Here is an 18859-nt window from a genome sequence, read left to right as displayed (position 1 = left end):
CGGCTCACCACGGAGGAACCATGGAGATCGGGATTCTGGGACCCCTGTCCGCGGAGGCCGGCGGCAGATCCATCGTCCCTAGCGCGGGCAAGCCGCGCCAGGTGCTGGCCCTGCTGGCGGTCTACGCCAACCAGGTCGTCCCCGTCCCCACGCTCATCGAGGAGATCTGGGGCAGCAACATGCCGCGCAGCTCCCTCACCACGCTGCAGACCTACATCCTGCAGCTGCGGCGGCTGTTGGCGGCCTCCCTGGGCGAACTGAACCCGGGCGCGGCCAAGGGCATCCTCTCCACCCGCCACCGCGGCTACCTGCTGGAGGTCCAGCCGGGCGCGGTGGACGTGCACGAGTACGACCGTCTGGCCACCGAGGGCCACGCCGAGTTCCAGGCCGGCGACGACGCGGAGGCCGTCCGCCTCTACACCCGCGCGCTGGAGCTGTGGCGCGGTCCGGGCCTGGTCGACGTGCCTGTCGGCCCGGTCCTGGAGATCGAGCTGGCCCGCCTGGAGGAGAGCCGGCTGGGCGTCCTCGAGTGCCGGGTGGAGGCCGAGCTGCGGCTCGGGCACCACTCCGAAATGCTCACCGAGCTCATCGAGCTGACGGCACGTCACCCGCTCAACGAGCGGCTGCACGCGCAGTGCATGACCGCGTTCTACCGCTCGGGGAAGCAGTGGCGGGCGCTGGAGGTCTACCAGCGGCTCCGTCGCCGCATCGTCGAGGAGCTGGGCATCGAGCCGTGCATGGGGCTTCAGCGCCTGCACCAGGCGATGCTGTCCGCGGATCCCGCGCTGGACACCCTGGACACCCGGGAGCGACCGCTGCTGGAGCTCTTCGCCGCGTAGGCGGTGCCGTGGCGCGAAGCGCCACCCAGGGGCGCGGGACTCTGCTGATATGCGGCTCCGCCGCGTGGGCGCGAGAGGTCACGGCGTTCGCTGCCGCAGGTAGTTGCACCATCAGGGGCGCGGGGAACTGCGCGACAAGCCACCCAGACAGGTAGAGCCCCGAACGATCAGGGCCATCCGGACAGCGTGGTTTCTCGCGCAGTTCCTCGCGCCCCTGGTGGTGCAACGTCCCCCGCGCGATGGGGAGTCGAGCATCGTTCGAGGGTGCGCACGCACCATGACGGAGCTGCCTCGAACGTACGCGATCGGTATGCAGCAGAGCGAGGAAAGGACGGAACGCCGAGGCGTCGCTCTCCCCTCCCCACCCACCCTCAGCACCGTCACCGGCCGGCGCCCCGGGGAGAAGCGAACGCCGGCCTCCGAAGGGACTCCTACTACCATGCCGGACACAAGGCGACTCACCACCGCGAACGGGGTCGACCTCCTCATGGACGCCACCAGCGTCTTCGGTCTGCTCGCCGATCTCGCCACCTGGCCGCAGCTGTTCGACGAGGTGGTGCACACCGAGGTGCTGGAGGACGAGAGCACCCGTCAGCTCGGCCGGATCTGGTCAGTGAGCGAGGGCAGGCCGTATGCCTGGACCTCCACCCGGCGGCTGGACTGGGAGCGCCGCAGCATCACGTTCCAGCGGGTGGAGCCCGCCGACCCGCTCGCGTTCACCTGCGGTGAGTGGCACGTCGTGGACCGCGGCAGTGGACGCTGCCGGGTGCTGCTGCGGCAGGACTTCACCGCGGAGGTGCGCGACGACGCGCAGTACGAGCAGTTGCAGGAGCAGCTCGGGGCCGCCGCCGTCGGCCAGTTGCACGCGCTGCGGTCGTCGGTGCACACCGGGTCCGGCCATGCGGACCTGCAGTTCGAGGTCCGCGCCACCACCGTGCTGCCGGTCGGCCCCGACCATCCGGAGGCGATCGCGCAGCTGGACCGGCCGGAGCTGTGGACACGGCTCCCGCAGGTCCGCTCGGCGGAGGCGCACGGCACGCACGGGTTGTGGAACGGCGGCGGGCACCGGGTGACCGTGCTCCAGCTCGTCCGGGTCGCCCCGGACGGCGAGACCGCCCGGCGTCGGCAGATGCAGATCGCGCTGCCCCCGACCACGTTCCGCCTGGACAAGCCGGAGACCCCGGAGCCGCACCATCCGGAGGACGCCGAGGCAGCCGCAGCGGACCCCGGCGCCGAACGGGCCACCCACGAGCTGGTGTTCAAGGAGCTGGACCCGCCGCCCTCGGTCGCCGCGCACACCGGCCGCTGGTCGGTCCGGGCGATCGCCGCCGACAAGGCGCTGATCACGGTGCGGCACACGGTCACGCTCGACGCGGTCGGCGTCTTCGCCCAGTTCGGCGCGGATGTGACGCTCACCCAGGCCAGGCAGCAGGTGCGCGACGCGGTCCTCGTCGAGGACGAACTGCTGCTGGCCGGCCTGCGCGACCTGGTCGCCCCCGATGTCCAAGGCCCGACGTGAGAGCGACCAGACCGACGAGACGGGCAGGACGGCAGCAGCCGACGGCGCTGCTGCTGGTACGCGGGGCGCTGCTGCACGTCCTGAAGGCGCTCACGGTCTTCGGATCGATCGGCCTCTGCATGCTGGCCCCGCCCTGCGCGGAGTGGGACGGCCGCTGGTCCCCGCACGACGCCCCCGTGCGGCGCCGCCGTCTGTGCGGGCCCTCCGCCGGGCATCCGGAGCGGCTCTGCGGGGACGTGCCGCTCACCGCCGCCGAGTCGGTGCTCGCCGAGCAGTTGGCCGAACTGGCCGAGCTCTGGCCCGAATCCACGCACTGAGCACACCTTCACCACGCGAATCCCGACGCGAGTCCCCACGCGAGTCCACGGCGCGAGTCCGGCTCTAGCGCGCTGCCGCAGTCTGTGGCGGTCCGGGCTGCACCGATTCTGCGCGCGCCCACGCCCTTGCTCATTCCCGTTGTTCACTCCCGCCCTCCGGAGAGGTCCGCATGATCACCGAGAGCACCTTCATCCGTATCGTCCGCGACGACCTGAAGCTGCCGCTCAACGGCATCGACCTGACCGACGGCCTGCCCGCCGACGGCGGCCCGGTGGCCTGGGACTCCCTGCACGTGCTGCGTCTGGTCGCCGCCGTCGAGAAGGAGACCGGGCACCGGATGCCGGTCGGCCCGCTGCTGGCGGACAAGCGCCTCGGCGCCATCTTCAGCGCCATCCAGGGTGCCGTCCCCGCCGCCTGACGATTAATCAGAGACACCGCGCCGCCTCGCGCCCCCAGACGAAGGATGCTGACATGACCGACCTGTTGACGGCCCCGGCGGAGTCCGGCGGGGCCGAGGCGAACCCGGGCGCCGGGTTCCCGACCATCCACGCGGCCGTGGCCGCCCAGGCCGCCGAACGTCCCGACGCGGCCGCCGTCGTCTTCCGCGGCAACGCCGTCGACTACCGGACCCTGGACGCCGCGGCCGGCGCGTACGCCGTCCGGCTCGCCGAGTTCGGGATCGGCCCCGGGGACGTCGTCCCGGTCCGGATGCCGCGTTCGCCGCAGCAGTTCGCCGTGCTGCTGGGCGTGTTGAGCACCGGAGCCGCCTACGCCGCGTTCGACCACCGCTGGCCCGCCGACCGGGTGGCCGGGCTGCTGGGACAGCTCCAGCCCAAGGTGTTCGTCTCCGACGCCGCCGAGGTGGCCGACGCCGCCGTCGCGAGCCTGGAGGCCGACGTCCGCGAGGCCATGGCCCGCTGGGAGCCGCCGGTCGAGCCGCTGACGGAGGCCGCCGAGCGCGGCGGTCGTCCCGGCCAGGTGGAGGTCGACGCGACCGACGCCGCCTGCGTCTTCTTCACCTCCGGCACCACCGGCACGCCCAAGGGCGTCGTCTCCACGCACCAGGCCACCACCCGCCTCTTCGGCGGCCCCGACGGCCTCCCCGGCTACCGTCCCGGCGGCGGCACGCTGCAGGCCGCGCCGTGCGCGTGGGACGCGTTCAGCCTGGAGGTCTGGGGCATGCTGACCACCGGCGGCACGGTGGTGATCAGCGAGGACGACTACCTGCTCCCCGGCGTGCTGCGGGACGCGGTCGCCGACCACGGCGTGGACACCGTCTTCCTCACCTCCTCGCTGTTCAACCTCTTCGTGGACATGGACCTGGAGTGCTTCCAGGGCGTCGACGCCGTCTACACCGGCGGCGAGCGGCTGTCGGTGGCGCACATCGAGCGGTTCCTGACGGAGCTGCCGCAGGTCCGCCTCTTCAACGCCTACGGCCCGGTGGAGAGCTGCATCTACGCCACCACGCACGAGCTGGGCGTCGCCGACCTGGGGACCCCCGGCGGCCTGCCGATCGGCGTCCCGGTCGCCGCCACGGACGTGCTGGTCGTGGTCGACGGCCGGACGGCCGCGCCGCGCGAGGAGGGCGAGATCTGCATCGGCGGCGCCGGCCTCGCCCAGGGCTACCTGGGCCTGCCCGAGCTGACGGTGGAGAAGTTCCCGACGCTGCTGCTCGACGGCACGCCGATCCGCGTCTACAAGACCGGTGACCTGGGCTTCAAGGACGAGAACGGCGTGCTGCACTTCCGCGGCCGGTCCGACCGCCAGGTCAAGGTGCGCGGCTACCGGATCGAGCCCGGCGAGATCGAGAGCGCGGCGACGCGTGTGCCGGGCGTCCGCCGTGCCGTGGTGGTCCCGGTCCCGGGCAAGACGGCGGCCTGGGAGCAGATCGCGCTCTTCTACGTGCCGGGCGAGACGGAGAACCGGGTGGACGGTGACGACCCGGTCGGCCTCGGCGCGGCCCTGGCGACCGGCCTGCCGCCGTACCTGGTGCCCGACGTGATCCGGGGCGTGGCGGAGTTCCCGATGACGCCCAACGGCAAGGTCGACGAGAAGGCGCTGCTCGCCCTGCTCGGCTGAGCCACCGGCAACGGAACGAAGGCGCCGCCCGGATCAACTCCGGGCGGCGCCTTCGTGGTTCGGCTGGGTGTTCGGCAGGGGCTCTCAGTGCTCCTGGCCCCAGACGCGGGCGAGGACGCCGCTGAGCACGACGAGGAAGGCGAAGACCGCGGCGGGCGCGGCCTTCCACCAGGCTGCGAGCGCCGCGGTGCCGAGGCCGTACCAGACGATCTCGAACCCGATGCGCGGCACGCCGTGCAGCGGGTACGGCGCGCCGTTGGGTGCGCCGAACAGCGCCCACAGCACGATCATCAGGATCGGCCCACCGAGGCCGAAGAGCAGACGGAGCAGCAGTTTGGGGCTGGCGGTGAACCCCCAGCCGCAGACGGACACGTACACCACGAGCTCCAGCAGGAACGCCAGGCCGGCGTTGGCGTTCTTGGCCAGGTCAAGCACGGAAGGTCACCCTCCAGGCAGGCCGACCGGCCGGTCCCGACAAGGTTCTGCGGGGACCGGCCGGTCGACGGGTCATTGGTACAAGGCTACTGACGGAACAGGGTCACCAGGAGGGAGTTTCCAGCACCTCGAGCACGGCGACGGTCCACATGAAGCCGATGCCCGCGCCCGCGGTGACGATCAGGTCGCCGGGCTTGGGCCGACCGGTCTCGACGAGCCGGTTCAGGCCGATGATCTGGTCGCCGCCGCCCATGTGGGCGTAGTCGAGGCCCCAGTCGTAGACGGTGCTGTCGGGGTCCAGGCCGAGGGCGCCGTGGAAGCCCCACTCGACGATGGTCTTGGACATGTTGGCGTGGATGAACCACTGGGTGTCGCCGAGCTCGGTGTCGGCATCGGCGAGGGCCTGGGTGAGGACCGCGCCGAAGTTCTTGTTGATACGGGCGATCGCCTCGTCGTAGCCGCCCTCGTTACGGGTCAGCCAGGCCTTCTTGCGGCCCGCCAGGTCGACGGCCTCGCCGTTGTAGAACGGCGCCGGGGTCCACGCGTCGCTGCCGCGGTAGAGCGGCTCCAGGGACGGGTCGCCGTGGCTCGCGGTGGAGCGGACCTTCAGGAAGCCGCCCTCGGTCGAGAGGACGACCGCGCCCGCGCCGTCACCGTAGACGACCTGGTCGTCGGCCTTCCAGCGGTCCCAGTAGGGCAGCTTGAACGCGTCGCCGGTGGTGACCAGGGCGGCCTTGTGCTCCGGGCGGGCGGCGATCCAGGAGGCCGCGACCTCGGTGGCGGCCAGGCCGCTGTTGGAGCCCTGACGCACCTCGAAGGCCGCGCCGTGGCCGCCGACCGTCTCGTTCTGCACGTAGTGGGCGGGCGTCCAGACGTCCTGGCCCTGGTGGCCGACGCTGGCGTGGACGGTCACCGCGAAGTCCTCGGCGGCGATGCCCGAGCGCTCGACGGCCTGGCGGCCGGCGGCGGCGGCCATGACCGGGCCGGTCTCCTCGTCGGAGGCGACCCGGACGGCGCGGTAGCCGTTGGCCTCGCGCTCGCCCTCGCCGTAGAGGCCGTCCGCCACCGCCTGCTCGGCGGTGAAGACCTGCTCCGGCAGGTAGGCGCCGAGACCGGCGATGTACAGGTTCTGCCAGCGCATGGCGTGCTCCTCTGGTGGTGGGGACGAACTGTCCGGGGATCGTGCTGCGGGTCGGCCTGCGCCAGCCGACGGTCCCAGCATCGGCCTCCGTCCTCGAACGCCCCTTGAACTGCGGTGGCACGCACGACGGCGCCGACCGATCACGCGGATCGGTCGGCGCCGTCGTCCTGCGTACCTTAGGCAGCCACCAGTGCCAGCTCCCGTGCGTCCGTGACCAGTTGGCGGGTGAAGTGGGCGAACGGCTCGCCCAGGAAGTAGAAGTGACCGCCGGGGAAGAAGCGGGTGTGGAAGTCCCCGCTGGTCTCCTCCTCCCAGGCCAGGACCATGTCCAGCGGCGCCCAGGCGTCGCCCATCCCGCCGAAGGCGAGGATCGGGCAACGCAGCGGCGCCCGGTCGGCCGAGGGCTTGTAGGAGTCGACGGCCTTCAGGTCGGCCCGGCTGATCCGCAGGAACCGCTCGACGAAGCCCGGCACCTCGCGGATCCGGTCCGGCGTGCCGCCCAGCGCGAGCAGCTCGGCGAGCAGCTCGTCGTCCTCCAGCTCGTGCAGGCCGCGCGAGACCTGCGCCTGGTAGGCCGGGGCGGCCCGGCCGGAGACGACGACGAAGGACGGCGCGTTGCCGCTCGCCTGGAGCCGACGCGAGACCTCGACCGCCAGGATCGCGCCGAGGCTGTGCCCGAAGATCGCGAACGGCGCGTCCAGCCACGGCTGGACGTCCGCGACGGCCAGGTCGACCAGCTCCTCCATGTCGTGGAGCGGCTGCTGGCCGTGGCGCTTGCCGCGGCCGGGCAGGTCGAGCAGGACCAGGTCCCAGTCATCGGGCAGCGCCCGGCTCATGGGGTAGTAGACGGACGCGGAACCGCCCGCGTGGTGGAAGCCGATCAGGCGCAGTCGCGGCTTCTCCACCGGACGCGGCCGCACAAAGGGGGTCATGCGCTCTGCTCCATGTCTTCGGTGAGCCCAGCTTTGAGGGTGCTGCTGACGACGAAGGTGCTGAGGCGCAGGAAGAGTTCGTCCAGCGGGATCTCCTCAAGGAAGTGGTCCAGCGGGACGTCCTCGACGCCGTACTCCTCCTCGATGGCGATGGTGAGCTGCATGGCGCAGAACGAGTCGCCGCCCACCTCCGCGAACGGGCGGGTGCCGTCGAGCTCGTCGGCGCGCAGCACCTCGGCGAGCTTGGTGCGCAGGAACTGCTCGACCTCGTGGACGCCCTCCGCCGCCGAGCCGGACTCCTCGTCCGGCGTGCCTTGGTCCTGCGCCACAGTGCCGCCCGCGCCGGCGTGCACCACCTCGTCGACCCAGCAGCGGCGACGGCGGAAGGCGTAGGTCGGCAGGTCGCCGAGCAGCTCGGCCCCGGCCGGACGCAGGGCGTCCAGGCGGAGTTCGGCGCCGGCGTCGTGCAGCGCGGCGAGCGCGGTCAGCAGCAGCGACGGCGTCTGCGCCGGGTCCGCGCCGACCAGCGCGAGGAGCGTGCCGCCCTCCAGCTCCAGCGCGGCGTGGACGCCGCCGGGCAGCGTCACCTCGCCGGACTGGACGCGGACGCCGAGCCCGGCCAGCAGCTCGCGCAGGCCGCCACCCGCAGGGACCAGGCCCGGGTACGCCGCATCCAAGGCCTCAAGCGCGGCGGCGAGTTGCGGACCTTCGGCCACGCCGATCCGGACGGCGGGCGCCTCGCCGACCGGCGCGGCGGTGTGCTGCTCGACGGCCGTGCGCAGCGCCTGCGCCAGCTCGACCCCGGTGGCGCCGGTGACGGCGATCCGGTACTCGAAGGCGGTGCGGCCGACGCGCAGCGTGTGGCAGGCCGAGTGGAGCCGAGCCGCGTCCGCCTGCTCCAGTACCTCGGCGGTGCCGACGGCCAACTGGTAGAGGCTGTCGGGGTGCCGCGCGGAGAGCACGACCAACTCCGCTTCCGACCCCGCACTTTCCGCAGCGACCTCGGACGCCGGCTGGTACGCCTCAAGCACCGCATGGGCGTTGGTGCCGCTCATGCCGAAGGCGCTGATCCCGGCCACCCGGCGCGCGAACGCGTCCGGCCACGGCGCGGACTCGCGCGGGACGGTGAGGCGGGTGCGCTGCCACGGGATGAAGCTGTTCAGCTCGCCGTCCGCCTCCGACAGCGCGGCCGGGATGATGCCGTGACGGAGCATCAGCACGACCTTGATCAGCCCGGCCAGTCCGGCGGCGGCCTCCAGGTGGCCGATGCGGGACTTGACGCTGCCGATCGCGAGCGGCGCGGTCCGGCCCTTGGCGCCGGAGCCGACCACCGCGTCCAGCGCCCCGGCCTCGATCGGGTCGCCGAGCGAGGTGCCGGTGCCGTGCGCCTCCACCCAGCCGACCTCGGCCGGGTCGATCCGCGCGTCCCGGTAGGCGGCCCGGATGACCTGCTGCTGGGCAGGTCCGTTGGGCACGGTCAGGCCGGAGGAGGCGCCGTCGTGGTTGACGGCGGTGCCGCGCAGCACGGCCAGCACCGGGCGGCCCTCCGCCTCGGCGTCGGCGAGCCGCATCAGCACCATCGTGCCGATGCCCTCGCCACGGCCGTAGCCGTCGGCGGCGGCCGTGAAGGACTTGGACCGGCCGTCAGGGGACAGCGCCCGGCTCTGGCACAGGGAGACCATCAGGTCCGCCGAGATCAGCAGGTTGGACCCCGCCACCAGGGCGTAGCGGCACTCCTCGCGGCGCAGGCTCTGCGTCGCCTGGTGCAGCGCGACCAGCGAGGACGAGCAGGCCGTGTCGACGCTGAGCGCCGGACCGGAGAAGCCCATCACGTAGCTGATCCGCCCGGCGGCCATCGAGTGGCCCGCGCCGATCCCGTAGTAGGGGTCGATGCCGGACTTGTCCTCGCGGCCCGCGAACCGCTCCGCGTACTCCGAGGTCATGATGCCGAGGAAGACCCCGGCGTCGAGGCGCTCCTGGCGGCGCACCGCGATGCCGGCGCGCTCGAAGGCCTCCCAGGAGGTCTCCAGCAGCAGGCGCTGCTGCGGGTCGATCGCCTCGGCCTCGCGCTGCGAGATGCCGAAGAACGCGGGGTCGAACTCGGCGATCTCGTCCAGGAATCCGGCGCGGTCGACGTAGGAGCGGCCGGGCCGCCCGGGCTGCGGGTCGTGGACGGCGCGCAGCCCGGGACGGTCGGCGGGGATCGGGCCGAGGCCGTCCGCGTCGGAGGTCAGGAAGTTCCAGTACTGCTCGGGGGTGGTCACGCCGCCCGGCAGCCGCAGCGCGACGGACACCACGGCCAGTGGCGAGTGGCGGGCGTCCTCCAGCTCGCGCACCCGGTTCCTGAGGGTGCGGGAGAGCCGGAGTTGGTCCTCCATCAGGGCGCGGATCTCTTCGAGTTGCATGGTCGTCCTCAATTCGACAGGTCGTGTCGCACGGCTTCGAGCAGCTCGTCCAGGCTGAGTCCACCGAGGTCGGCGTCGGCAGCCTGCTCCGACTCGGCGTTCGGCGCGTTCGGCGCGGGGAGGGACGTGACGGGCGCGGCGAGCGCGGGCTCGTCCGCCTGCTCCTCTTCGGAGAGCAGTTCGGCGAGGCAGCGGGTCAGCGCGGAGACGGTCGGGTGGTCGATGGCCACCGTCGCGGGCAGGTCCAGGTCGAGGGCGTGCTCCAACTCGGACCGCAGGTCGATCACCATGATCGAGTCCAGGCCCAGGTCGGCGAAGCCCACCGAGTCGCGGACCGCGCCGGGGTCGCCCAGCAGCCGGCCGACCAGCTCGCGGACCGACTCCAGCAGCAGCTCCTCGCGGACCGCGCCGGGCACCTCCGCCAGGCGGCGGCGCAGCCCACCCCGGTCACCCGCCGCGGGTGCGGCGGCCGGGGAGTGGGCGTCGGGGGCGTCGGTCGGGATCAGCCGCTCGACCAGCGCGGACGCCGGGGATCCGGCGAGCCGCTCCGCGTAGCGGGCGGGGTCCAGCGCCACGGCCGCCATCCGCGTCAGTCCACCGGCCACGGCCAGCGCCAGCAGCGGACGCGCCTCCTCGTCGCCGAGGGGCTTGACGCCCATCCGCTCCGCCGCGCGGCTCACCACCGCGTTGCCCGCCAGACCGGGACGGTCCTGCGGCACCCACGGACCCCAGTTGACGGCCGTCGCCGGCACACCGGACGCCCGCAGGCGCTGCGCCAGTCCGTCCAGATATCCGTTGGCCGCCGCGTAGTTGACCTGCCCGGCGGAGCCGAGCAGGGCCGAGACGGAGGAGAACAGGACGAAGGCGTCCAGCTCCTGTCCGGCCTCGCTCGCCGCCTGCGCCAGGTTCTCCGCGCCGAAGACCTTGGCCGCGAAGACGCGGTCGAAGGACTCCGGGGTCAGCTGGTCGAAGGGCCGGTCGTCGGTGCCGCCCGCGAGGTGGAAGATCCCGCGCAGCGGCGTCGTGGCGCTGGCCTTGGCTACCGCCAGGGCGCAGTCCTCGGCCCGGGTGACGTCGCCTGCGACGACGCTCACCGCGACGCCGGACTGCTCCAGCTCGGCGATGACCGCGCGGGCCACCTCGTCGGGCTGGGAGCGGCCCATCAGTGTCACCGCCGGAGCACCCTGGGCGGCGACCGTGCGGGCCACGCTGAGGCCGAGGGCGCCGAGGCCACCGGTGATCAGCACGCCGCCGTTCCAGTGCGGCTCCTCCGGCGCGTCCTCGGTCGCCTCCAGCCGGGCCACCCGGATCCCGTCCGCGCCGAGCGCGAACCGGGACTCGGCGACGTCGGCGGCAGCCGCGCGGCCCAGCAGCCCGGCGAGGTCCGAGGCCTGCCAGTCCGGCTCCAACGCGACGCGCAGCAGACGGCGTTGGGCGTCCTCGACCTCCAGGGCGGCGAGCATGCCCCAGACGCTCTCGCGGGCCGGAGCGGTCGCCGCGTCGGCGCCCGCCAGCACCACGTAGGGGGCGCGCTTGCTGTTCTCGTCGGTCAGTTCGGCCAGTTGGACGGCGAGGCCGGTCGTGGCGGCGAGCGCCTCGGCCGCACCGGCGGGAGCGTCGTCGCCGAAGGCCAGCAGCCGGGCGTCGAGCACCAGGTCGGCGCTGCCCTTGGCGCTGGTCGTCAGCGTGTGGCCCTGGCCGCGCAGCGCCTTGGTCAGCGCCTTGGCACGGGAGTTGGTCCCGCCGACCAGGCGGATCCGCAGCGAGGCCTGCTCGGCCTGGTCTGCGTCCTGCGCGAGCGGGTACCAGCCGAGCGTGTAGGCGTGCGCGACGCCGCCGCGCAGGCTGTGCTCCAGCACCGCGCGCGGCGCGTGCCGGACCCGGAAGCCGTCGGCGACCATCACACTGGCACCGTCGGCACGGAACATGTGCAGGTCGGCGGTCTCCACCCGGCTGCGGCCGTTCGGCAGCGGCTCGGCGCGGGTCACGCTGACGTGGCCCCACAGCTCCTCGCCCGTCTCGGGACGGCCCGGGAAGGAGATCCTGGTCGCGGCGAACGGGATCGCCAGCGAGGGTGCCTCCTCCGCCACGTCGTCGACCATGAAGCCGGCGATGGACTGGAAGCTGGAGTCGATCAGGCCCGGGTAGATCTCGTAGTTGCCCACCGGGTCCGGCAGTTCGGGCTGCGCGTAGCGGACCAGCGCCTCGGTGCCGCGGATCCACACGTCGGCGATCCAGCGGAAGGACGGGCCGAGCGTGTAGCCCAGCTCCCGGAAGTACTGGTAGAACTCCGCACCGCTGATGTGCCTCTCCGCCGAGGCCTGGAAGGCCGCGCGGTCCGGCGTCGAGTGCAGGGCCGGGCGGGGTTCGCCGACGCGACCGCTGATGTGGCGCTGCCAGACGCCTCGCTCCGGGTCGAGCAGCGAGTGGACGCTCAGCTCACGCGAGTCGACCAGGATCTGCGTCTCGTACCGCTCGCCGTCCTTGATGACCAGCGCGCGCGGGCAGACCAGGTCCTCGACCGCGAACGGCCGTCCGTCGCCCGCGAGTGCGGAGAGCACGGTGGCCAGGTGCGAGGCGGCCGGGGTGACCACGGTGCCGTAGAGGCGGTGGTCGGTCAGGTAGGCGGGGAAGTCCGAGCGGCGCTCGAACGAGAAGGCGCGACCGGACAGGGCGGGCGAGTGAAGCTCGCTCCCCCAGTGCCGGGTGCTGCGCGGAGCGGCCTCCGCAGCGGCGCTCGACCCTTCGTCAGCGGTCGCGGACGTGGTGGTCCAGTAGCGGGTCGCCGCGAACGGGTAGCGCGGGGCCTCGGCGCGGTCCGCGCCGGTCGCCGCCTGGACGGCTCCCCAGTTCAGCTCCGTGCCCTGCTGGTAGAGGGCCTGGGCGGCGGCCAGCATGGTCGTCCGCTCGTCACCGCCGCGTCGCAGCGACGGCGCCACCCCGCCCGCCGGAGCGAGACCGGCGGCTGCGACCAGGTTGCCGAGCGTGCGGTCCGGGCCGATCTCCAGGCAGAAGTCGATGTCCAACTCGGCCAGCTGCGAGGCTCCCTGGTGGAACATGACGGGACGGCGGACGTGACGGCCCCAGTAGGCCGGGTCGTACTCGTCCGGCCGGGCGAGCTTGCCCGTGACGTTGCTGACGATCGGGATGCGCGGCGCGGCGAAGGAGAACGGCGCCATCACCGCCTCCAGCTGCGGCAGGATCGGCTCCATCAGCCGCGAGTGGAAGGCGTGCGAGACGACCAGGTTGCGCGCCTGGACCTTCCGCTCCTTCATCCGCGCGGCGAACTCGGCCAGCAGCTCGGGCGCACCGGCGACGACCACGGCCGACGGGCCGTTGACGGCGGCGATGTCGATACCGAGACCGCTTTCGGCCACCCACTCGGTGACCTGCTCCAGCGTCGCCGCGACGGCCAGCATGCCGCCGTGCTCGGTGCCCTGCATCAGCCGGGCCCGCTCGGTGATCAGCGCGAGGCCCGCCTCCAGGCTCAGCACCCCGGCGTGGATCGCCGCGGCGACCTCACCGACGCTGTGCCCGATCACGGCGGACGCGGTCACGCCCCACGAGCGCCACAGCTCGGCCAGCGCCAACTCCAGCGAGACCAGCGCGGGCTGGGTGTAGCGGGTCTGGTTGACCAGGTCCTTCTCCACACCGTGGAAGAGGAGTTGGTGCAGCGAGATGCCCAGCGCCGGGGCCGCGATCCGGTCGCAGGCGTCGAAGGTCTCGCGGAAGACCGGCTCGCTCTCGTAGAGCCTGCGGCCCATGCCGAAGTACTGGCTGCCCTGGCCGGAGAAGAGGAACGCCACCTTGGGCGCCCGCTCCGCCGGGCCGTGCGCCTCCTGCTTGTCCAGCGCGGAGACCAGCTCGTCACGGCTGCGGCCGACGACGGCGCGTCGCACGCCCAGGTGCGCCCTGCCCCGACCGGCGGTCACGGCCAGCCCGGCCACCTGCGCGTCCGTGGCCTGCGCGAGACGGTCCCGCCAGGTGGCGGCGACCCGCGTCAGTCCCTCCGCGTCGGGCGCGGAGAGCGGCAGCAGGAACGGTCCCTCGGCCTGCTCCTCGCCGGAGCCTGCGTGGGTGGCCGGACGCGGCGCGGCCTCGCCCACGATCACATGGGCGTTGGTGCCGGAGAAGCCGAAGCCGGAGACGCCCGCCAGGCGCGGCTTTCCGCCGTTCGCACCGGCCCGCCACGGGATCGCCTCGTCGACGACCCGCAGGTTCATCTCCCGCCACGGCACCCGCGGGTTGCGGGAGTCCGCGTGCAGGTTGGCCGGCAGCACGCCGTGACGCAGCGCCAGCACCGTCTTGATGACGGCGGCGACGCCGGAGGCGGACTCGCAGTGGCCGATGTTGCTCTTGACCGAGCCGATCAGCAGCGGCCGACCCGGCTCGCGACCGCCGCCGAAGGCGGACCAGGCGGCGTTCAGCTCGATCGGGTCGCCGAGGGCGGTCCCGGTGCCGTGCGCCTCCAGGTAGTCGATGTCCGCGCCGGTGACGTTCGCGTCGGCCAACGCGGCGGCGATGACGGCCTGCTGGGCCTTGCCGCTCGGCGCGGTGAGCCCGGAGGACGCGCCGTCCTGGTTGACCGCGCTGCCGTGCAGCACGGCCAGCACCCGGTCACCGTCGCGCTCGGCGTCGCTGAGCCGCTTCAGCACCAGCACGCCGCAGCCCTCCGCGCGGACGAAGCCGTCGGCCTCGGCGGAGAAGGTCTTGCAGCGGCCCTCGGGCGACAGCATGTGCGCCCGGCTGACCGCGACCGAGCACTCGGGCGAGGCGATCACGTTCACGCCGGCCGTCAGCGCGGTGTCCGTCTCGCCGGAGCGCAGCGAGCGCATCGCCAGGTGCAGCGCGACGAGGGACGAGGAGCAGGCGGTGTCGATCGCCAGCGCGGGACCGTTGAGGCCCAGCAGGAAGGCGAGGCGACCGGCGGCGGCGTTGAGCGCGGTGCCGGTGGAGTAGTACGCGTCGAGCTGGTCCAGCCCGTCGCGCTCCAGCAGGCGGGCGTAGTCGGAGTTGGAGATGCCGAGCCAGACGCCGGTGCGGCTGCCCTTGAGGCCGTGCGGGTCGGTGCCGCTGTCCTCCAGGGCGTGCCAGGCGACCTCCAGCAGCAGCCGGTGCTGCGGGTCGAGGCTGCGCGCCTCACGGGCGGGGATCCCGAAGAACCCGGCGTCGAACCGGGCCCGGTCGGTGAGGAACCCGCCCTGGTCGGTGGTGATCCGCCCGGCCTTGACCGGGTCGGGGTCGGTCAGCCGCTCGCGGTCCCACAGGTCCGTGGTGACCGCGCCGACGCCGTCCCGGCCCTCGCGCAGCAGCGTCCAGAGCTCCTCGGTGGAGTCCGCGCCGGGGAAGCGACCGGCCATGCCGACGATGGCGATGGGCTCGTGGGCGGCGGGAGTTGCGGGTGTCGCGGGTTCGAGCACCGTCACTCGCTCGACGGGAACAGGCACGGTCGCGGCGGGCGTAACGGGAGCAACGACCGGGGCCGGTGCCGCAACGGGCGCGGGTGCGGGTGCAGTCACGGGAGCTGCCGCCACGGGAGCAACCGGCGTCACCGGAACGATCAACTCCAGCAGCCGGTCCGTCAGTTCGGCGACCGTCGGGTGGTCGAAGACGTCCGTGACCGAGAGCGGCACGGCGTACTCGTCGGCGAGGCCGGTGGCCAGGTCGGAGGCCATGATCGAGTCGAGGCCGAGGTCCAGGAAGCCCCGGTCCTCCTCGATCGTCCGGCCCTCGGCGTGGCCGAGGATCGCGGCGACCGCGCGGCCGACGCGCGTGCGCAGGCCCGCCGCGCGGACCGCCTCCGGCAGCGCAAGCACCTCCGCCGCGCCCGTGCCGACGGCGGTCGGCTGGGCCGTCGGGGTGCCCGAAGCCGCAGCGGTGGCAGCGGACTTCGGCGCCACCTCGTCGAAGAGTGGGCGGGCCCGGCGCGAGGACATCACCGGGACGAAGCGCGGCCAGTCCACCTCGCACGCCAGCAGCAGCGGGTCGTTGCCCGAGGCGGGCAGCGCCAGCGCCGCCGCGCCGGTCTCCGGGGTGAGCGAGACGACGCCCATCCGGGCCAGGTCGGCGCGGCTGTCCGCGTCGGCCATGCCGTCCAGGGCCCAGGGGCCGAAGGCGACGACGCTGGAGGGCAGTCCGGCGGCCGCGCGGATCGCGCCGATCGCGTCCAGGCCGCCGTTGGCCGCCGCGTAGGCGCCGTATCCGTCGGTGCCCCACAGCGCGGAGACCGACGAGGTCTGGACGAAGAAGTCGAGCGGCCACTGACCGCTGACGCTCTGCAGGTGCAGCCACCACGCGCCGTCGAACTTGCCGCGCAGGGCGGCGAGGTAGGCGTCCGTGTCGGCGTCGGCCAGCGCGCCGCGCGGGAGGGTGCCGGCGGCGTGGACGACGCCGCGGATCTCCGGCAGCCCCGGTGCCTCGGCTGTGGCCGAGGCGAGGGCCTCCGCCAGCGCGACCGGGTCGGCGACGTCGGCGGCGGCGTAGCGCGCCTGGACGCCGTCGGCGCGCAGCGAGGCGAGCAGCTCCCGTGCGGGCTCGGCGAGTTCGGCCTCCGAGCGGCGGCCGAGCAGCAGCAGATGACGCGCGCCGCGTCGGACGAAGTCGGCGATCAGGGCGCGGCCGACGCCGCCGAGGCCGCCGGTCAGCAGGTAGGTGGCGTCCGGACGGATCGTCAGCGGCTCGACGTTCGACGACTCGGAGGTGGTCACTCGGGCGACCAGGACCTCGCCGTCGCGGACGGCCGCCAGGTCCTCGCCGTTCGGGGCGGCCAGCAGGCGCAGCAGCGCGTCGGCGTCCGCCTCGGTCGGCTCGGCCGGGAGGTCGACCACGCCGCCCCAGCTGCGCGGCGACTCCAAGCCCAGCACCGGCGCGAGGCCGTGCAGCAGACCGTGGTCGGTGGCGCTGATCGCGTCCCCGTCGCGCACCGGGCGGCTGCCCAGGGTGAGCGCGAAGGCGCGGCCGTCGGCGGCACCGAGGGCGAGCACGGCGTCCGTGGTCGCCGCGCAGAGCGCGGCTCCGGCGGCGGCGGGGTCGGCGTCACCGGCGGCGTCGGGCAGCGCAGTCGCGCGGAACGCGAGCGCCAGCGTGGCGGGCCCGGCCGGACGTGCGGCCCAGAACTGCTCCCACTCCGCGCGGGTGCGCGGGAGTTCGGCGCGGTCCCAGCCGCCCGCCAGCGCGAGGTCCGCGACACCGGCCGGGGCGAGCACCGTCCCGGCAGCGGCACGGGACGCGAGCAGGGAGAGCATCGCCGCATCGTCACCGGCCAGCACCAGCTGGTCAGTTGCACTGCCCTCGACCGGTGCGCTCCAGGGCCGCCAGGCGAGGGCCTGACGGGCCAGCGAGGCCGTGTCGGCGACGGGCGTCTCGACCGCCGTCTCGACCGCCGACTCCTCCGGCGCGTGGCGCTGGCGCTGCCACGGGTAGGCGGGCAGCGTGAGGACCTGGCGCGGCAGCGACGTCAGCGCCTCGGGCGTGGCGTCGTCGACCAGGGTGACCGAGGCGTCCGGAGTCCCGGCCGCCAGGGCGGCGAGGGCCTTCAGCGCGGCGGCCCGGTCGCTCGCGGCGACCCGGGCGCGGACCGCCTGGCGGGAGCGGCCCAGCGTCACGGTGTAGGCGTAGGCCGCGTAGTCGGCGTCCGTCGCCGCCCGCAGCGCCTCCTCGTGACGGCGGGCGAGCTGACGCAGCGCGCCGGGCGTCGCGGCGGAGAGCTCGAAGCCGGTCGGCTCGGCGTTGTCCATGCCGTCGATGTTGTCCACAGCCTGTGCATCAACGGCAGCGGCCTCCGGAGCGGCCCCCAGCACGATGTGCGCGTTGGTGCCGCTCATGCCGAACGAGCTGACGCCCGCGTAGCGACCGCCGGAACCCTTCGGGTTCCACTCCGTCAGCTCCTGCGCGAAAGTGATGCCGGTGCCGTCCAGCTCGATCCGCGGGTTGAGCGTGCGGAAGTGGACCAGCGGCGGAACAGCCTTCTCCTTGAGGCAGAGCACGGCCTTGATCAGACCCGCGATGCCCGCCGCCGCCTCCAGGTGGCCGACGTTGGCCTTGACCGAGCCGACGTGCACCGGCGCACCGCTGTTGCGGCGGCCGAGCGCGCCCGCCAGGCCCTCCATCTCGATCGGGTCGCCGAGCGAGGTGCCGGTGCCGTGGGCCTCGACCAGGCCGATGTCGGCGGGCTCCAGCCCTGCGTCCTTGAGCGCCTCGCCGATGAGCGCCGTCTGGGCGAGGACGTTGGGCGCGGTGAAGCCGCTGGAGCGACCGTCCTGGTTGACGGCCGAGCCCTGGATCACCGCGTGGATGCGGTCCCCGTCGCGGACGGCGTCGTCCAGGCGCTTGAGGACGAGCACGCCCGCGCCCTCGCCGCGCGTGAAGCCGTTGGCCCGCGCGTCGAACGGCTTGCACAGCCCGTCCGGCGCGAGCGAGCGGGTCTGCTCGACCAGCCGTGTCGAGCGCGGCGACAGCACCAGGTTGACGCCGCCGACCAGCGCGGTGTCGCACTCGCCGCGGCGCAGCGCCTGCCGGGCCAGGTGGACGGCGACCAGCGAGGAGGAGCAGGCGGTGTCGACGGCCATCGCGGGGCCGGTCAGACCCAGGGTGTAGGAGAGGCGGCCGGCCGCGAAGCAGTGGCCGTTGCCGGTGGCCCAGTAGGCGTCCGGCTCGCCCTGCATCCAGTCGCGGTAGTCCTGGCCGGTGATGCCGACGTAGAGGCCGGTACGCGCGTCGGCCAGGCTCTCGGGGGTGATCGCGGCGTCGTCCAGCGCCTCGGCGGCGACCTCCAGCAGCAGCCGGTGCTGCGGGTCCAGGCCGCGGGCCTCGCGGGGGCTGATGCCGAAGTAGTCGGCGTCGAACTCCAGGACCTCGTCCAGGAATCCGCCGCGGTGCGGCAGCGTCTCCCACTCCGGGGCGAAGCGGCCCATCCGCGAGCGCGGCATCTGGCGGACCAGGTCCGCGCCGCCGGAGAGGGCCTGCCAGAAGCCGTCGAGATCGTCGATGCCGCCGGGCAACCTCAGCCCGATGCCGACCACGGCGAGTGGCTGCGGGCCGCTCGCGGCGTCGAGTTGGGCCCGGAGGCGGCGGATCGTGTCCATCGCCCGGGTCAGCGGCGTCGTCGCCGGTGCGGCGGAAGAAGGAGCAGCGGTGTCGTGGCTCGGTTGCATGGGTCTGCACGTCCTCACAGGAAGGGTTCGGGTCTCCCG

General features: G+C 73.8%; 10 protein-coding genes. 5 read left to right on the top strand and 5 right to left on the bottom strand.

Translation table 11 applies throughout. The features are described from left to right. The first annotated feature begins 20 nt into the window (after positions 1-20). The 5 genes from I2501_RS10315 (at position 21) to I2501_RS10295 (ending at position 4755) form a co-directional block, all read left to right on the top strand. Positions 21-839: an AfsR/SARP family transcriptional regulator gene (locus I2501_RS10315; RefSeq protein WP_196193560.1), complete on the top strand. Its 819-nt coding sequence runs from the start codon at positions 21-23 to the stop codon at positions 837-839. Positions 840-1278: 439 nt separating this feature from the next. After that, positions 1279-2358 carry an SRPBCC family protein gene (locus tag I2501_RS10310; RefSeq protein WP_196193559.1) on the top strand — a complete coding sequence of 360 codons (1080 nt, stop codon included), beginning with the start codon at positions 1279-1281 and terminating at the stop codon, positions 2356-2358. After that, complete coding sequence (locus I2501_RS39185; RefSeq protein ID WP_196193558.1) at positions 2355-2675, top strand: DUF6059 family protein; 321 nt, start codon at positions 2355-2357, stop codon at positions 2673-2675. The genes I2501_RS10310 and I2501_RS39185 overlap by 4 nt, the downstream gene beginning before the upstream one ends. Before the next feature lie 170 nt (positions 2676-2845). Continuing rightward, positions 2846-3094 carry an acyl carrier protein gene (locus I2501_RS10300; protein ID WP_196193557.1) on the top strand — a complete coding sequence of 83 codons (249 nt, stop codon included), beginning with the start codon at positions 2846-2848 and terminating at the stop codon, positions 3092-3094. Between the two features lie 53 nt (positions 3095-3147). Continuing rightward, the gene (locus I2501_RS10295; protein ID WP_196193556.1) at positions 3148-4755 is read left to right on the top strand and encodes an amino acid adenylation domain-containing protein; all 1608 of its coding nucleotides are present in this window, start codon (positions 3148-3150) and stop codon (positions 4753-4755) included. An 84-nt stretch (positions 4756-4839) separates the two neighbouring features. On the opposite strand, the gene I2501_RS10290 is transcribed toward I2501_RS10295, so the two are convergent. The 5 genes from I2501_RS10290 to I2501_RS10270 all read right to left on the bottom strand — a co-directional run bounded on the left by I2501_RS10290 (position 4840) and on the right by I2501_RS10270 (position 18820). Continuing rightward, positions 4840-5190: a YrdB family protein gene (locus I2501_RS10290; protein ID WP_196193555.1), complete on the bottom strand. Its 351-nt coding sequence runs from the start codon at positions 5188-5190 to the stop codon at positions 4840-4842. A gap of 103 nt (positions 5191-5293) precedes the next feature. Continuing rightward, positions 5294-6331 (bottom strand): ketoacyl-ACP synthase III family protein, encoded by a 1038-nt coding sequence (locus I2501_RS10285; protein WP_196193554.1) that lies wholly within the window; start codon positions 6329-6331, stop codon positions 5294-5296. Positions 6332-6507: 176 nt separating this feature from the next. Then, positions 6508-7263, bottom strand: a complete 756-nt coding sequence (locus tag I2501_RS10280) for a thioesterase II family protein (protein WP_196193553.1) — start codon at positions 7261-7263, stop codon at positions 6508-6510. Further along, on the bottom strand, positions 7260-9668 hold the full coding sequence (locus I2501_RS10275; protein WP_196193552.1) for a type I polyketide synthase: 2409 nt from the start codon (positions 9666-9668) through the stop codon (positions 7260-7262). Before I2501_RS10275 ends, I2501_RS10280 begins: the two co-directional genes overlap by 4 nt. Positions 9669-9676: 8 nt before the next feature. Next, positions 9677-18820 (bottom strand): type I polyketide synthase, encoded by a 9144-nt coding sequence (locus tag I2501_RS10270; RefSeq protein WP_196193551.1) that lies wholly within the window; start codon positions 18818-18820, stop codon positions 9677-9679. Positions 18821-18859 lie beyond the last annotated feature (39 nt).

It is taken from the genome of Streptacidiphilus fuscans (genome assembly GCF_015690355.1).
GTDB lineage: Bacteria > Actinomycetota > Actinomycetes > Streptomycetales > Streptomycetaceae > Streptacidiphilus > Streptacidiphilus fuscans.
Note: the sequence above shows the minus strand (reverse complement) of the source record. Positions and strands in the feature narration are given on the sequence as shown.

Excerpts from the sequence above, each read along its gene's own strand:
- I2501_RS10270 (WP_196193551.1), bottom strand. The coding sequence starts at position 18,820 with ATGCAACCGAGCCACGACACCGCTGCTCCTTCTTCCGCCGCACCGGCG.
- I2501_RS10315 (WP_196193560.1), top strand. The coding sequence starts at position 21 with ATGGAGATCGGGATTCTGGGACCCCTGTCCGCGGAGGCCGGCGGCAGA.
- I2501_RS10280 (WP_196193553.1), bottom strand. The coding sequence starts at position 7,263 with ATGACCCCCTTTGTGCGGCCGCGTCCGGTGGAGAAGCCGCGACTGCGC.
- I2501_RS10275 (WP_196193552.1), bottom strand. The coding sequence starts at position 9,668 with ATGCAACTCGAAGAGATCCGCGCCCTGATGGAGGACCAACTCCGGCTC.
- I2501_RS10300 (WP_196193557.1), top strand. The coding sequence starts at position 2,846 with ATGATCACCGAGAGCACCTTCATCCGTATCGTCCGCGACGACCTGAAG.
- I2501_RS10295 (WP_196193556.1), top strand. The coding sequence starts at position 3,148 with ATGACCGACCTGTTGACGGCCCCGGCGGAGTCCGGCGGGGCCGAGGCG.
- I2501_RS10310 (WP_196193559.1), top strand. The coding sequence starts at position 1,279 with ATGCCGGACACAAGGCGACTCACCACCGCGAACGGGGTCGACCTCCTC.
- I2501_RS10285 (WP_196193554.1), bottom strand. The coding sequence starts at position 6,331 with ATGCGCTGGCAGAACCTGTACATCGCCGGTCTCGGCGCCTACCTGCCG.